Raw genomic sequence first — 13,363 nt, 5'->3', positions numbered from 1 at the left:
TTTTTGAAAAGAGAACTTATATAAATATTTTCAACTGTCGATTTTCTATCTAATTTTTTACTAACGCACGAAATCAATACTATTTTTCTCATTCAGTTCGGGTGTTTTTGGGCATTACTTACAACGTTGTTGTATATGGTTTGTTGCGTTGTTTAAGCACCTAATTTAGCAAATAAAAACCGAATAGAAAATCCGCGAGGATTTTCGTAAGTAGGCTAGAACTAGCAATAAATTATATACGGTGTTGGCAATAGTTATTTTCTAATTCAGACATTTTATTTCGCTAGTCAAACAATTTTTTAATCCTTTCCAATATTGAATTATTCTTTTTCGCAGAAGTGATTATTTTTTCAGCTCTATCGGCTATATTTTTATAATATCGATAGTCGCTTTCTACCTCTTTGTATTTTTTCCCTAAACTCTCTCTTTGGTTGTGTGGAAAATTCAAATCACTATCGTAAATAATTGTTGTCAGTCGTTTTTTCTCAAATCCGTTCCATTTAAATTCTTTGTCATTGACTATTTTTTCCAATTCAATTATTAATTCCTCTCGATATTCTTTGTGTTTATCAGATTTGTCAAATTCAGATTCCTTTAATAGGCAAGAGATAGCCGATATTTGATTCAAATCCGTTGATTTAATCAAAAGTTTAATCAATTCCGTTTGGTTTGGTTTCGGCAACCTGAATAATATTGGATTTCCACCTCCGTGATATTCCGACTCAAGAGGAATTTCTATCCATTCAGATTGGTCTCTTTTGTCAATATATTTAGTTTCCCATTCATCACTTTCGATTTCGGTCATTTCCGATGTCAATTTTTCAATTGATTTTCTATTTATGATAAAGTTCTCGATGTTCATTTTAATTATTGCCAACGTGTTTGTGTATGGTTAGTTGCGTGGTTAAGCGACTAAGTTAACAAATACTCACGACATAGAAAATCCGAAGGGATTTTCGTACGTAAGCAAGGAAAAGCAATTAATTATACACGGTGTTGGCAATTCACTATCAGTTTTAGTTCCTATTATAGAAATTCCAAAAATTGCTAGTCCAACAAAGCTAATAATTCCTATTACGACTACAATTAGTAATATGTTGAGTATTTTTTTCAAATTAGAGATAACGTGTTTGTGTATGGTTAGTTGCGTGGTTAAGCAACTAAATTAGCAAACTTTTACGAACCCGTGAAAATTCCGCAGGAATTTTCGCAAGTAGGCTAGAACCAAGCAATTAATTATACACGGTGTTAGCAATAGTTATTTTCTTGAATTTCTTTTTTTCATTTTCGGGACTGAATTACCTGGTCTAACTTCGGTTACAATTTTTATGTCAGGAACGTTTTCTTTCATTATTTTTCTTAAAGGTGTTTTAGTCTCTTTACTCTCCTTAATGAATTTTTCAATTTCTTCTCCTTTTATAGTTTTACCTTCTGGCATTTGAAACATAGAACTTGTATTAAATGTAGCTTTATTTTCATCTTCCGCAAGTGACATAACTTTATCGAGTTCAATTAAGTTTTCGTTTTTTTCAATAAATGACATACCTGTTCCTAAATCATAATCTAAACTTATTAAATCAGAAGCTTCTTCCATCATTTCAAGGTTGAAAATATCTTCTTTTGAAAAAGGAATATGAAAGTCGTTAAACCTAATAAAAGGTCTGCCGTCAACCAACATTTGAATATGAAAATGTGGGAATTTAGCATTATTCGAATCTTTATGTCCATCCAAATCATTTTGTCCAAAATTCATAGACCACTCAATGTTTTCGTATTTGATTGTGATTTCTTTTAATTTAGAATCAGATTTTTCATCTGTTAAATCATTGATGTTTTTTAGGGGTGATTCCAATGTAGCAATCCATCTAAAATAACTTTCAAGTCGATAATATCCAATAGGTTCAGATAGGTAACTTTTAAAATGCTTTTTCTTTATTCCTTTTGGTAATAGAAACCAATGGAAGCAAGGTTCAAAATCTGAAAAGTAATCTAATTTATTACCACACAGAACGCAACATTTTTTATCGTGAGCATCTTTAAATTCCTTAAAGAATTCATCATTTTCCTTAATTTGTTGAAGGTTTTTTTCTTCAATTTCTTCAGGTGTTAGATTTTCTATGAATTTTCGGATTTTCATTGGTAATTATTGCTAACGGTTTTGTGTATGGTTAGTTGCGTGTTTAAGCAACTAATTTAGTAAACAAAAACGAACGCGAGAAAATTCCGAAGGAATTTTCCAAATAAGCACTTACCAAAGCAATTAATTATACACGGTGTTAACTGCAGTTATTTATTAATAATTTTTCTAACCAATAATTCGACAACTTCTCCATTTTCATATCCGAATCTTTTTATCCAATTGCCGTTATTATCATAAATATATTCATATCGCATTTCGTAATTCAAATCTTTAATTAAATATAAATTGTCATCTTTATATGCATAAGAATAACTTTCAGTTTTTAGTTTTTTATTATCAAAGTATTCTGTCTTAAATGTGGAAACTCTTAGTTTTTTATTAAATTCTTTATAATAAGTAATTACGTTAACGTCTTCATCTTGTGTTTCATATACTTCTTTTGATTGAGTATCATTAATTAATGTAATTTTTCCATTAATTTCTAACGTATTCTCTACGTAACCTTTATAAATAACAGACTTATCACTTAAATAAGAGTAATTTAATGTTCTTACTGAGGTCTCATCGTCAGAGTCTTTAAAAGCATCAACTCGTTTAATCAATTTTTTACCATCGTAGTTGCATTTAATTTCACCTATCTTTTCGGTAGTATATTTAGTGTCTCTTTCAAAACTAGGAATTGTATTGTAAAATACCATATTTGTTACTAAGCCATTATTGTATTCTATGTGAATTTCTTCTTTTATAAACTCAGAATTTTCCATTCCTAAATATCTTTTAGTAACAGTTTTTGCTACTTTGTCGTTTATTGTTTCAGTATTAAGTTCAGAGTTTACTACCGAATAAATATCCATTGTTTTACAACTTAAAAATAAAAAAAGTAAAATAAATATCCAAAAGTTATTGAATGCAGAGTGTTTTTTCATAATTGCAGTTAACGTGTTTGTGTATGATTTCGTTGCGTGTTTAAGCATTAAAGTTAGCAAATAAATCACAGATAGAAAGTCCGCGAGGACTTTCGTAAGTAGGCTAAAACTAGCAATGAATTATACACGGTGTTACCTGCTGGCTTTTATTCATTTATAGATTCTAATTCCGTTTTCATTCGTTTTCCACAATCGGTCAGTTTTTCAATTAGAGTCGAGTCAGTTTTTGTTGAGATTAATCTATTGTCAGACATTTTTTTAAACTCGTATTTATCTCCAAAAGTAACCTCGTAAATAGTGTCAGAATAGGTCATTTTGTTCGGGTCATATTCAACTTTTTCAGGCGGATAATTTCTCTCATATTTTCCCCATTCTGCAAAATATTCTCGATACCTTATTTTTAATATTTTCTTTCCATTCCAATATATTTTTTTGCTTGAGTAGCCTAATTCAGCTTGATATTTTGAATCAATTAATTTCAATTCGTTATTGTAATAGAATCCGAAAAGTCCACCTCCACAAGCTGACATATTCGGATAGAATTTTTTAGTTAGAATTCCATTGTCATAAAGTGAGTCAATTTCCATTATAGTCAAATCGGTCAATTCCGTTTTCTGCTCTTTTATAATTTCTTTATTGAGGTCAGGTTTGGACTCAGCCGAGTCTTTTCCTGATTCATTTTTACAAGAACTTAAAGTTAAAATCAGAAATATTATTCTTAAAATGTTCTTCATTTCAGCTTGCAGGTAACGGTTTTGTGTATGGTTAGTTGCGTGGTTAAGCAACTAAGTTAGCAAACTAATCACAGATAGAAAATTCCAGCGGAATTTTCGTAAGTATGCTAGAACCAAGCAATTAATTATACACGGTGTTGGCAAATCGTTTTTTATTCATCCCAAGTTTTATCTCCTTCATATTCCCACAAACTTTTGTCAAATGGTTTTATAATTTCGGTTTTCTTTTCTCTGTTCACTTTTCCAAAATTAATGCTCCATTGAAATGTCTGAACTCCTGTATATTCCGTTACAAAATGAACTTCAGCGTGTGACCAAATTAATTCGGATAAAAGGTTTTCAAACTTGACTTTCCATTCCTTCCATTCATATTCAACTGATTTAAAATTTGCTCCAAAATGGATTATTCTGCCACCATAGGCAAAATTAGGTCCTTCATTCAAAAAATCAGAATTATCTGTAATCGAAAACATTTTTTTCACAAGAGGTGGCCATTCAGATTTTGATGGCAGTTTTTCAATCACATTTTTATTATGATTATTAATTTGGTTTTGTATTTCAGAATTTGTTAATCCATAATCCGATTCCGTTATACATCCATAAATTCTTGTAGCCATTCCCATTTTCAGTAAGTCTTTATATTCATACGTAATGATTTCCCTGAGTGTTTGCCAAATGGTGTTAGCAAATCGTTTTAATTCGTTTTTAGTTTTTTGGAATATTCGATTTCTCATCTAAAAGAGCTAAAAATTCAGCGAGAGGTAATTCAGATGCACTTTTTTTAGAAAATAAAATTTTAATAATTGAAAAATAACCAATACCTCCTAATTGGGTAAGATGATAACGTTTAATTAAATTTTCAGAGTCTGTTTTAAAAAGGTAGAAAGGTCTCTGTTGAACTTCGAAAGTTTTTAAATCAATTATTGATTCATATTCAACTCTTTTATTGTCAAAATAAACAGCACTTTTTGAAAATTCTACTTTTTTTAAAGTAATAAACAAAGTGAACGCTAGTAATGCTATAATCCAAGTTCCATAGTCCCAAAATCGACTTAAATTAAAAAATTCAGTTATTATATAAGCTAGTAACAACACAAACCAAGAAAGGAAGTATTTTCTGAATATAATGTTAGATGATATTTTCTTTCGTAGTTCCATTCAAATGTTTGCCAACGGGATTGTGTATGGTTAGTTGCGTGGTTAAGCAACTAATTTAGTAAACTTTTACGAACCCGTGAAAATTCCTCAGGAATTTTCGCAAGTAGGCTAGAACCAAGCAATTAATTATACACGGTGTTACCCAACGTTTTTTAAATCGGTTTATATTCAGTTACTTTTAAATTGTCAGAGTTCAAGTCGACAAATTTGTAATGAACAATATCTTTTTTGTCAAATTCTCCGTCTTTATTGATGTCCTCAATCGTTCTGAAATAAAGCCTGTTTTTTGACTCAATTATTTTCCAATCAATGAGTTCTTTATTGTTGTCAGTCAATTTTCTAAAGTCAGTTCCATTAATTTTACTGATATACAAAGTGTTTATATCACTAAAGTCAAGTTTTCCATCTTGATTCGTGTCTCTGTCAGTTACTTCGTAAACCAATAACTGTTTTTTAGTATTGTCAAATACTTTTCTTAAAAAGGAAATTGATTGTATTTTGATTACATTTTCGGTTAGAGACGATAGTTTTTCAGAATCTACATGCTGGAATTTCACATTGTTTAAATCTCCTGATATTCTATAACCTCCATAACTTGAAATTTTAAAGTTATTAGAACCATATCCAGAAGATTTGTAAATAATTTTCCCTCTATTGTCTTCTATTCTAAAATCTCCGATTGGATGAATTAAATAGTCAGTACTGTCTATTTGAATTGGCAAATCCGAAATTTCAATAAAGGCTGTATCTTTTTTCAATTCAGGAATTTCTTTTCCGTTATTTTCAGCGTGTACAATTTTCGGTTTATTTTCTTTTCCACAAGAAGCGAATAGCAAAATAGTAAGTCCTAAAATCAGAATGTTTTTCATAAGGTTTATTGATTAGTTTAACTGCTCAAACATAGTTTGAAATTTTTATTTTCAAAACTCATAATGAGTGAAGGGTTTATTTCAGTTAGGGAAATGTCCAATTTATACAGTTTCGCAAATGTTGGGTAACGTGTTTGTATATGGTTTGTTGCGTGGTTTAGAACGTAATTTAGCAAATAAAAACCGAATAGAAAATCCGCGAGGATTTTCGTAAGTAGGCTAGGACCAGCAATAAATTATATACGGTGTTGTAAGCAGTTTTTATTTCGATTTATTTAATTCATTTTGTTCTTGAAAATATTTTCTTTCAATTGATTTAACTTGATATTTTGGAATGAAAATTAAAAAAAATGCAAGTATTCCAAATCCAAATACAGCAATTACTGTTACAAAAAGAATTGCAATTCCAGAAGCAATATCAGTTAATAGACCAACTCCAATCAAAGATGCATTATCTTGTTTATTCGCCCATTCCATTCCTCCACCAATATTTCCAGTAGCAATTCCGTGAAGAATAAATCCGATAATTGCTAAAAGCACTAAATATCCAATATTTATGGGAATCGCATTTTTCCAAATAAACCATTCTTTTGGAAATTTTGTGGTTCCGTTTTTTCTTAATTCCTTATTATATAGCCAATTCCCAAGTCCAATTATTGGAAAGAAAATCAATAATGTAAATTCTTTATTCTCTATTATGGTTTGTTCAGTCTTATAATATTTAAAACTAAAAAAGAATATTCCGATGAAAAGAATATAGATTAAGTAAATTCCAATAACTGATAATATTATCATTTTTTCTCAAATTGCTTACAACGTGTTTCTTTAGTTTACAATAAATATATTTATATAGAAAAAGAGGAGAACTATAACGTGTTTTAGATTAGTGATCCCTTAGACGTACGAGTCCTCTCTTTCTATAAAGTTGCCAAGAACCANGGCAAGTGTTTCAGCGATACAGCATGATAGCGAATTACGATTGTATTACAATAGAAAACTAGCAGAAGGTAAAGATAAAATGCTAGCCATAAACAACGTTAGGAATAAGTTGATAGCTAGGGCATTTGCCGTGGTAAAAAGAGGAACACCGTATGTGGTCCTTCAGCAATATGCAGCTTAAAAAATAAAACTAAATTTTACTAGGATTTGATCTTGGAATACGTGTATGGTTAGTGGCGTGTTTAAGTAACTAAGTTAGCAAATAAAAACCGAATAGAAAATCCGCGAGGATTTTCGTAAGTAGGCGAGTACTAGCCATTAATTATACACGGTGTTGTAAAACGTTTAATTATTCAAATTACTGTTGAACCTTTATATAAGTTTCTCGATTTTTCCATCGTTCAAATTCTGCTAATCCATCATTCCATAATAAAATCATTTCATTTTCGGATAGATCTTGTATTATGCCATTTGATGGTGTACCATTATCATTAATAAAACTGATTCTATTTCCGATAGTCGAAAATTGACGAGTAGCTCTGTGTTCTATTTCTCCAATGCAATTATACTCTCGAATAATTTCATTATTTAGTTCATATTCATTTGAAACGGTTGTTGTCTCTTGTCTATAAACTTTAATTTCACCATCTTGTTGATAATCCGAATATCTATCTTCTGCGCATCCAGTAATTATATATGGTAATTCTTCAAAGTTTCCGTAATTTCTATATTCACTTTTTCGTAAAGACCATTTTGCATAAATATTGTTTATATTAATGTTCTCGTTTATTTGAACTAAATCACTATCTAAATTAAATTGATTTTGTTCTTCTGAGTTGTTATCATCAGAGGAACAACTTAAAATAAGTATGGAAAATAAGAGGTAGTAATAGTTTTTCATGTTATTTGGTTAATGTTTTACAACGGTTTTGTGTATGATTTCGTTGCGTGTTTCAGCAACTAAATTAGCAAACTAAAACGAACCAGAGGAAATTCCGAAGGAATTTCTAAGTAGGCGAGTACTAGCAATGAATTATACACGGTGTTAGAGCACGTTATTTATTCAGATACTGAAATTCATATCCTTTTTTAGTGTACTCATTTATAAAATCATTTATAAAAGTATCGTTTTTATCACTATCAATAGTTTTCATTAATTCAGCACCAGAAGGCGTGAATTTTATTTGATTGAATTTATAATCTTTAGTGTTCTCTTTTTTACATAAAATCAGTTTTTTTCCAAAAGGCAATAATGCACCTCCAATCGGCTCGATTCCTCTAATAGTTACATTAAGAGTGTCACTATCATATATTAAACCAGCGGAACGTAATATTAATAAATCGGTATAGTTAATACCATATTTATCGAACGCACTATCAGAATTAATTTTTAAAATCATTCCATCGTTTAATGCTAGTTTACAAGCTTTAGTGAATAAGGTTGCTTCAGCTCTTGAAATATTACTTATGACTTCTAATGTTCTAAAACTAATTTTTCCAGGTTGAGTAACTTCTTCAGCAAGTATTTTTCCCCAAATTTCTTGCATTTCTTCATTAGTGACATCTTGTGCTTTAGCGAAAAATCTAGTTCTCCAATCATCATCAACAGGTTCTTCTGAAACGGATTCTCCGAGATGTTTAGTTGATTTTTCGACAATACTTTCAAGATTTATTTGTCGGTTTATTTCTCGATGAGCAAATCTTTCTTTTGCTCTTTCTATAATTTCAAATTCTGCGTCAGATTTTAAAATCAAACCTTTTGCTTTAGCTTCTTCAAGTTTTTCTAATCGATAAGCTTCCGCATCAGCTTTTTTTCTAATTCTTTTTGGTTCATAAAGAATTCCGATTCCTTGGCTAACTGTCTCAATCAGTTTCTCTATTGGTGTTCCTGAAAATTTTATTATTGCCATAAAGTTTTTTTCTAATGTGCTCTAACGTGTTTGTGTATGATTAGTTGCGTGGTTGAGCAACTAATTTAGCAAACTTTTACGAACCCGTGAAAATTCCGCAGGAATTTTCGCAAGTAGGTAAGAACCTAGCAATTAATTATACACGGTGTTGCCACACGTTTTTATTCGATTGTTCTTGTCATTGAAATTGTCATCATAATTCCGAAATATAGAAATGGAATTAAACCAATTAAAATCCAAATCAAATATTTTTTCCATTGTTTTCTCTTTTCTGAAATAACTATTATTGGATGCAAAAAAGACCAACCTACCATTAAGAGGACAAGACCATTTGATAATAAACTTCCATATTGATAAATCCATCGATAGTCAGAAAAGCGAAACCATATTTCGACATATTTTCCAGTAAGCATTCCTACTAAACAAAGTATGCAAATAGTAATTGCAGACAATTTTGTATTGTATATTATTCGGCTGATATTATTTGCAACTTTAGTCAACATAATTATCAGTCAGCTTTCAGATTGTAATTTAGCCAATAACTTCCCATTGTCAACATTTCGTCCGTAAACATATTTTTCAGCTCGACTTTTTGGAAATAAGTACAACCTGAACAAACAGAAACCAATTCAGTCGATTTTTTAATTTCCGCAATCAAATTCAATTCCGTTTGAGTGAGATTATATTTTCCGAGTTCAGTCAGTTTTTCTAGAGTGATAACAGACATATACTTTTCTGCATTATTTTTCGAGTTCAGCTTTTTCGAAATCCATTTATAGTTTTCGCTTTTAAGTTTTTCCGCAAACTTTTCTACCGTTTTAGATTCGCTTCCCTCAAAATAGCAAGCAAATCCAACCATTTCATTTTTGTCCACGTTGTCTTGAGCATTTACAACGCTTAAAATTCTGATTAGAAATACTATGGTTAATATTTTAGTTCGCATTTTTCTCAAATGTGTGGCAACGTGTTTGTGTATGGTTAGTTGCGTGGTTAAGCGACTAAGTTAGCAAACATTTACGAACCCGTGAATATTCCGCAGGAATATTCGCAAGTAGTCTCAATAAAGCAATTAAATATACACGGTGTTGTGTGTTCGTTTTTATTTTCAGATTATTATCCATCCGTTTTTCACAAAAGTGAGTTCAGCGTTTTTAATAAAAGATTTCCAATCAGTTTTTTCATTCGCTTTTTCATTTGTTAATTCAAATAAATAAACTTGAGGATTAGCCATATTTGGTTGATAAAGCCAAAACCAAAATCTCTTAACTTTTGGGTTTTTAGATAAAAATTCAAGCTCCTCTAAATTTCCAATTCGTAAGCTGATTGCACTTAAAATATCAGGATAAAACAGACCTTTTTCGAAAATCAGATTATAGTCAGAATTCGTGTCGAAAAGCTCTACATATTGAACTTTTCCAAATTTTATTTTGTTTTCAGATTTTTCTATTTCTCCTACAAATTTCGAATAATGCTTTTTCTTGTATTCTTCTTTGAAAAATTCTTGTGCCCAATATTTTTCTTGTTCTCCTTGATTTTTAAAAGGTGGTTTTAATTCAGTTGTTTTTTCAGTTTCAACTTTTTCAGGATTGTTTTGGGATTTGCAACCAAAAGAGAAAGTCAGAAGTAATATTGTCACAATTAATTTCATTTTCTTGATTTTAGTTACGAATTTCATTTAATATTTTTAATCGAAAAAATCACATTGAGCGAACTATGTCTTTCGTTGAGTTACGTTGCTCTTAAATGACACACAACGTGTTTGTGTATGGTTAGTTGCGTGGTTAAGCAACTAATTTAGCAAACTTTTACGAACCCGTGAAAATTCCGCAGGAATATTCGCAAGTAGGCTAGAACAAAGCAATTAATTATACACGGTGTTGTGGTGTCGTACTTTTTATTCATTTATTCTTTCCGTTATTATTCTCCCAAAGTCAGTTCCTAAATTATCTAAAAGTCCAGAATGATGACAATAGTAAACAGTTCCGTTTTTTTCTTCCTCTTTGACAGCTAATATGCCATCATCAAATTCCGCTAAATGTAAGTAATTTCCATCGTCGAGTCCTGTTGAGTGTATTTCGGATATTCCGAGTATGCAACAATCTCCGAAATCAACTCCCTCGGATTGTTTAATAATGTCTAGATATTCTATTGGTAACTTTGAGTCAATTCTCTTAATGTAATTCTCTAAAAATTCAGCTCTAATTGGTTCAAAAACTTGATTTATCGATTGTATATTATTTAGCTTTCCAAGAAGTCCATTAAATTTAGGAATTGATTTAAGTTTTTCTTTTTTGAAAGTGCTTTGAGCAAAACTATTTGGGTCATTATTTATTTTCTTGCTTGTAACGCTTATTGTTGATGTTTTCATAATCGACTTTGGGTTTGGTCTGATTTTCCAGCCCCAAATTCGTCCATCATAATTGTCAAATTCTATATGATATTTTTCGTCATTGGTTTTAAATTGGATTGTTGCGAGTTTACTTTCATCTTTTCTTTTATATCGTAAGTTGTCCGAAAGTGGGTTTTCGTTGTCTCCGTAAAGTTCCATTGACATACTTTTTTCCCAATACTGTCTCCATTTTCTTTTTGGTTCAAAATATTCAATTTGAGCTTTTAATTTAGTTTGAATCTCGGAATCAAAAAGTTCATAAAATTCGGAAAGAAGATTTTTTTCCAAAGTCGTAAATCCCTTATTATTAAATTTTGGTCTTCTTCGATACGAAGCAATAAATAAAGCAAGAAAAACCAGTCCGATTATTCCAATTAAAACTCCTAATATTATTAAAATGTTCTTCATTCAGGTATGCACCACAACGTGGTTGTGTATGGTTAGTTGCGTGGTTTATACGCTAAAGTTAGCAAAAAAAAACCGAATAGAAAGTCCGCGAGGACTTTCGTAAGTAAGCTATAACTAGCAATTAACTATACACAGTGTTACCACACGTTATTTATTGATATTTCATAACCCATTCATAAATATTCGGGTTAGAGTTACCACTATAAATAAAATTTAAACCATTGGTTAATTCCCTTGTTTGTTTTGAAGCTAAGTTAACAGCAAATATTTTATGTCTAGAATATGAATCAAAATTAGAATAATTATGGATGAGAATTTCATTAGTTGGCGGGTAATAAATAGAGATAACAGGTCTGCTCCATTCATAAAAATCATTTTCATTATAATTAGTCTCAAAAAAATTATACCAATCTGTATCCATTTTTTCTACAGTATTGTTATTTAAATCAATTTCATAAATATCATCTCCTCTTGGGTAAAAAATCTTTTGACTAAATTGGTCATAGACTAGACCTGCAAAAGAATAACCAATATTGTGGTTTTCAACTACATCTGATCCAATTTCTTCAATACTTAATTCAAAATTCGATGCATTTATTTTATAAATTGTGAAACTCGTATACTGATCCTCTACATAAACGTAAGAATTAATATTAGGTATATAAACGAATCTTCCTGCGTAGTTCTGTGTGTTTATTGGGTCAGATTCATTTAAAACATTTCCGTTAGAATCTATTTCTTTGAAAGTAACATAATAGTTGCCAAAGTCTTGATTATATGTAACAATTATTTTTTTTCCTATTGTAGTGTTTGTTAATTATGAGTGGTCATTATTACAGTAGCATAATATAGTACTAAATTTTGAATTATTACTATCATCAAAACTAACAAATCTTGTTTTCGGTGAAGCACCTGATGTATAATTTGATAAACCGTAAAATGTATCATCCATATTGTCGTAGGCTATACTGGTTATTTGATCAATTCCACTAAATGAAGTACTTTCTTGAGTTGAATTAACCTCCCCATTATTATCTAACAAAAAGCTGTAAAATTTATTTGCAAAAAAATAGTAGATAGGTTCATGATTAATATCTGATAAAGTAATTTCGTAAATTATTACTTCATCATTTATATTGATTTCTATATTTGAATTTGAAGCATTAACGGGAATAGCAAGTTCTATTAAATCATTATTTATATTTAATATGTTGGCATCAATATCACCTCCATTAAAATCTTTAAAAATAATCTGTACGTTGTTTGCTTCAATACCAAATCCCTCTCCAAAAAGTTGCATTTTATATCCTGGTTTTGGGATTTCAGGCGAATGACTAGAAATATTAAAACTCTCAGTATTTTCTAGTATAATGAAATCTTCATCAGAAAATACTTGATTTTGGTTAAGTGATAATTCTATTATTCCGCTTATAGCATTTTCAGGAACAATACATGTCAATTGGTTTGGATTAATACTAACAATATCAGCATTTAAATTATTAAATTTTACGTTTGAAGAAGTAATAGTTTCATTTAAACCAGACCAATTAATCGTGACTTCATCTCCAATATGCCCTGAATTTGGTGAAATATCAATTATAGCCAATTCAGAATTTTCCGTCTCATTGTTTGTATCTGACTCGGATGAGCATGCAAAAGTAAAGAAACACATAATAATTATGATGAAACTTCCTTTTAAAATAAATTTTATTTTGTTTACTTTTTTATTCATAATATTTCGTCTTGTCTGTCTAATGTGTGGTAACGTGTTTGTGTATGGTTAGTTGCGTGGTTAAGCGACTAAGTTAACAAATACTCACGACATAGAAAATCCGAAGGGATTTTCGTACGTAAGCAAGGAAAAGCAATTAATTATACACGGTGTTGGCA

At 30.1% G+C, this 13,363-nt stretch carries 15 protein-coding genes; all 15 read right to left on the bottom strand.

Translation table 11 applies throughout. The features are described from left to right. Nucleotides 1-283 precede the first annotated feature (283 nt). Nucleotides 284-862, bottom strand: coding sequence for a hypothetical protein (locus tag ACJJVO_RS00430; RefSeq protein WP_405569072.1), 579 nt, complete (start codon nt 860-862; stop codon nt 284-286). Nucleotides 863-1,258: 396 nt separating this feature from the next. Continuing rightward, complete coding sequence (locus tag ACJJVO_RS00425; protein ID WP_405569070.1) at nt 1,259-2,137, bottom strand: hypothetical protein; 879 nt, start codon at nt 2,135-2,137, stop codon at nt 1,259-1,261. Nucleotides 2,138-2,286: 149 nt separating this feature from the next. Beyond that, nucleotides 2,287-2,994 (bottom strand): hypothetical protein, encoded by a 708-nt coding sequence (locus tag ACJJVO_RS00420; protein ID WP_405569067.1) that lies wholly within the window; start codon nt 2,992-2,994, stop codon nt 2,287-2,289. A 218-nt stretch (nt 2,995-3,212) separates the two neighbouring features. Next, entirely contained in the window at nt 3,213-3,800 is a 588-nt protein-coding gene (locus ACJJVO_RS00415; protein WP_405569065.1) for a hypothetical protein, read from the bottom strand. Between the two features lie 152 nt (nt 3,801-3,952). After that, nucleotides 3,953-4,534, bottom strand: a complete 582-nt coding sequence (locus tag ACJJVO_RS00410; protein WP_405569062.1) for a hypothetical protein — start codon at nt 4,532-4,534, stop codon at nt 3,953-3,955. Further along, nucleotides 4,506-4,958, bottom strand: a complete 453-nt coding sequence (locus ACJJVO_RS00405) for a hypothetical protein (protein ID WP_405569060.1) — start codon at nt 4,956-4,958, stop codon at nt 4,506-4,508. The genes ACJJVO_RS00410 and ACJJVO_RS00405 overlap by 29 nt, the downstream gene beginning before the upstream one ends. Before the next feature lie 152 nt (nt 4,959-5,110). Continuing rightward, nucleotides 5,111-5,827, bottom strand: coding sequence for a hypothetical protein (locus ACJJVO_RS00400; RefSeq protein WP_405569057.1), 717 nt, complete (start codon nt 5,825-5,827; stop codon nt 5,111-5,113). Nucleotides 5,828-6,088: 261 nt separating this feature from the next. Next, complete coding sequence (locus ACJJVO_RS00395; protein ID WP_405569055.1) at nt 6,089-6,622, bottom strand: hypothetical protein; 534 nt, start codon at nt 6,620-6,622, stop codon at nt 6,089-6,091. A 502-nt stretch (nt 6,623-7,124) separates the two neighbouring features. Then, on the bottom strand, nt 7,125-7,667 hold the full coding sequence (locus tag ACJJVO_RS00390) for a hypothetical protein (RefSeq protein WP_405569053.1): 543 nt from the start codon (nt 7,665-7,667) through the stop codon (nt 7,125-7,127). A gap of 154 nt (nt 7,668-7,821) precedes the next feature. After that, the gene (locus ACJJVO_RS00385; protein ID WP_405569050.1) at nt 7,822-8,676 is read right to left on the bottom strand and encodes a DUF2806 domain-containing protein; all 855 of its coding nucleotides are present in this window, start codon (nt 8,674-8,676) and stop codon (nt 7,822-7,824) included. A 508-nt stretch (nt 8,677-9,184) separates the two neighbouring features. Continuing rightward, nucleotides 9,185-9,619 carry a hypothetical protein gene (locus ACJJVO_RS00380; RefSeq protein WP_405569047.1) on the bottom strand — a complete coding sequence of 145 codons (435 nt, stop codon included), beginning with the start codon at nt 9,617-9,619 and terminating at the stop codon, nt 9,185-9,187. A 162-nt stretch (nt 9,620-9,781) separates the two neighbouring features. Continuing rightward, nucleotides 9,782-10,324, bottom strand: a complete 543-nt coding sequence (locus ACJJVO_RS00375) for a hypothetical protein (RefSeq protein ID WP_405569044.1) — start codon at nt 10,322-10,324, stop codon at nt 9,782-9,784. A 246-nt stretch (nt 10,325-10,570) separates the two neighbouring features. Continuing rightward, the gene (locus ACJJVO_RS00370; protein ID WP_405569042.1) at nt 10,571-11,473 is read right to left on the bottom strand and encodes a hypothetical protein; all 903 of its coding nucleotides are present in this window, start codon (nt 11,471-11,473) and stop codon (nt 10,571-10,573) included. 151 nt (nt 11,474-11,624) lie between these two features. Then, nucleotides 11,625-11,894 (bottom strand): hypothetical protein, encoded by a 270-nt coding sequence (locus tag ACJJVO_RS00365; RefSeq protein ID WP_405569039.1) that lies wholly within the window; start codon nt 11,892-11,894, stop codon nt 11,625-11,627. Nucleotides 11,895-12,290: 396 nt separating this feature from the next. Then, on the bottom strand, nt 12,291-13,205 hold the full coding sequence (locus ACJJVO_RS00360; RefSeq protein ID WP_405569036.1) for an IPT/TIG domain-containing protein: 915 nt from the start codon (nt 13,203-13,205) through the stop codon (nt 12,291-12,293). Nucleotides 13,206-13,363: the final 158 nt, after the last annotated feature.

The sequence above is a fragment of the Winogradskyella sp. Asnod2-B02-A genome, from assembly GCF_045063645.1.
Taxonomy (GTDB): domain Bacteria; phylum Bacteroidota; class Bacteroidia; order Flavobacteriales; family Flavobacteriaceae; genus Winogradskyella.
The sequence above is the reverse complement of the archived record's forward strand: the minus strand, read 5'-3'. Positions and strand labels throughout refer to the sequence as shown.

Excerpts from the sequence above, each read along its gene's own strand:
- ACJJVO_RS00365 (WP_405569039.1), bottom strand. The coding sequence starts at position 11,894 with ATGGATACAGATTGGTATAATTTTTTTGAGACTAATTATAATGAAAAT.
- ACJJVO_RS00385 (WP_405569050.1), bottom strand. The coding sequence starts at position 8,676 with ATGGCAATAATAAAATTTTCAGGAACACCAATAGAGAAACTGATTGAG.
- ACJJVO_RS00390 (WP_405569053.1), bottom strand. The coding sequence starts at position 7,667 with ATGAAAAACTATTACTACCTCTTATTTTCCATACTTATTTTAAGTTGT.
- ACJJVO_RS00360 (WP_405569036.1), bottom strand. The coding sequence starts at position 13,205 with ATGAATAAAAAAGTAAACAAAATAAAATTTATTTTAAAAGGAAGTTTC.
- ACJJVO_RS00415 (WP_405569065.1), bottom strand. The coding sequence starts at position 3,800 with ATGAAGAACATTTTAAGAATAATATTTCTGATTTTAACTTTAAGTTCT.
- ACJJVO_RS00395 (WP_405569055.1), bottom strand. The coding sequence starts at position 6,622 with ATGATAATATTATCAGTTATTGGAATTTACTTAATCTATATTCTTTTC.
- ACJJVO_RS00430 (WP_405569072.1), bottom strand. The coding sequence starts at position 862 with ATGAACATCGAGAACTTTATCATAAATAGAAAATCAATTGAAAAATTG.
- ACJJVO_RS00375 (WP_405569044.1), bottom strand. The coding sequence starts at position 10,324 with ATGAAATTAATTGTGACAATATTACTTCTGACTTTCTCTTTTGGTTGC.
- ACJJVO_RS00380 (WP_405569047.1), bottom strand. The coding sequence starts at position 9,619 with ATGCGAACTAAAATATTAACCATAGTATTTCTAATCAGAATTTTAAGC.
- ACJJVO_RS00400 (WP_405569057.1), bottom strand. The coding sequence starts at position 5,827 with ATGAAAAACATTCTGATTTTAGGACTTACTATTTTGCTATTCGCTTCT.
- ACJJVO_RS00420 (WP_405569067.1), bottom strand. The coding sequence starts at position 2,994 with ATGGATATTTATTCGGTAGTAAACTCTGAACTTAATACTGAAACAATA.
- ACJJVO_RS00410 (WP_405569062.1), bottom strand. The coding sequence starts at position 4,534 with ATGAGAAATCGAATATTCCAAAAAACTAAAAACGAATTAAAACGATTT.
- ACJJVO_RS00405 (WP_405569060.1), bottom strand. The coding sequence starts at position 4,958 with ATGGAACTACGAAAGAAAATATCATCTAACATTATATTCAGAAAATAC.
- ACJJVO_RS00425 (WP_405569070.1), bottom strand. The coding sequence starts at position 2,137 with ATGAAAATCCGAAAATTCATAGAAAATCTAACACCTGAAGAAATTGAA.
- ACJJVO_RS00370 (WP_405569042.1), bottom strand. The coding sequence starts at position 11,473 with ATGAAGAACATTTTAATAATATTAGGAGTTTTAATTGGAATAATCGGA.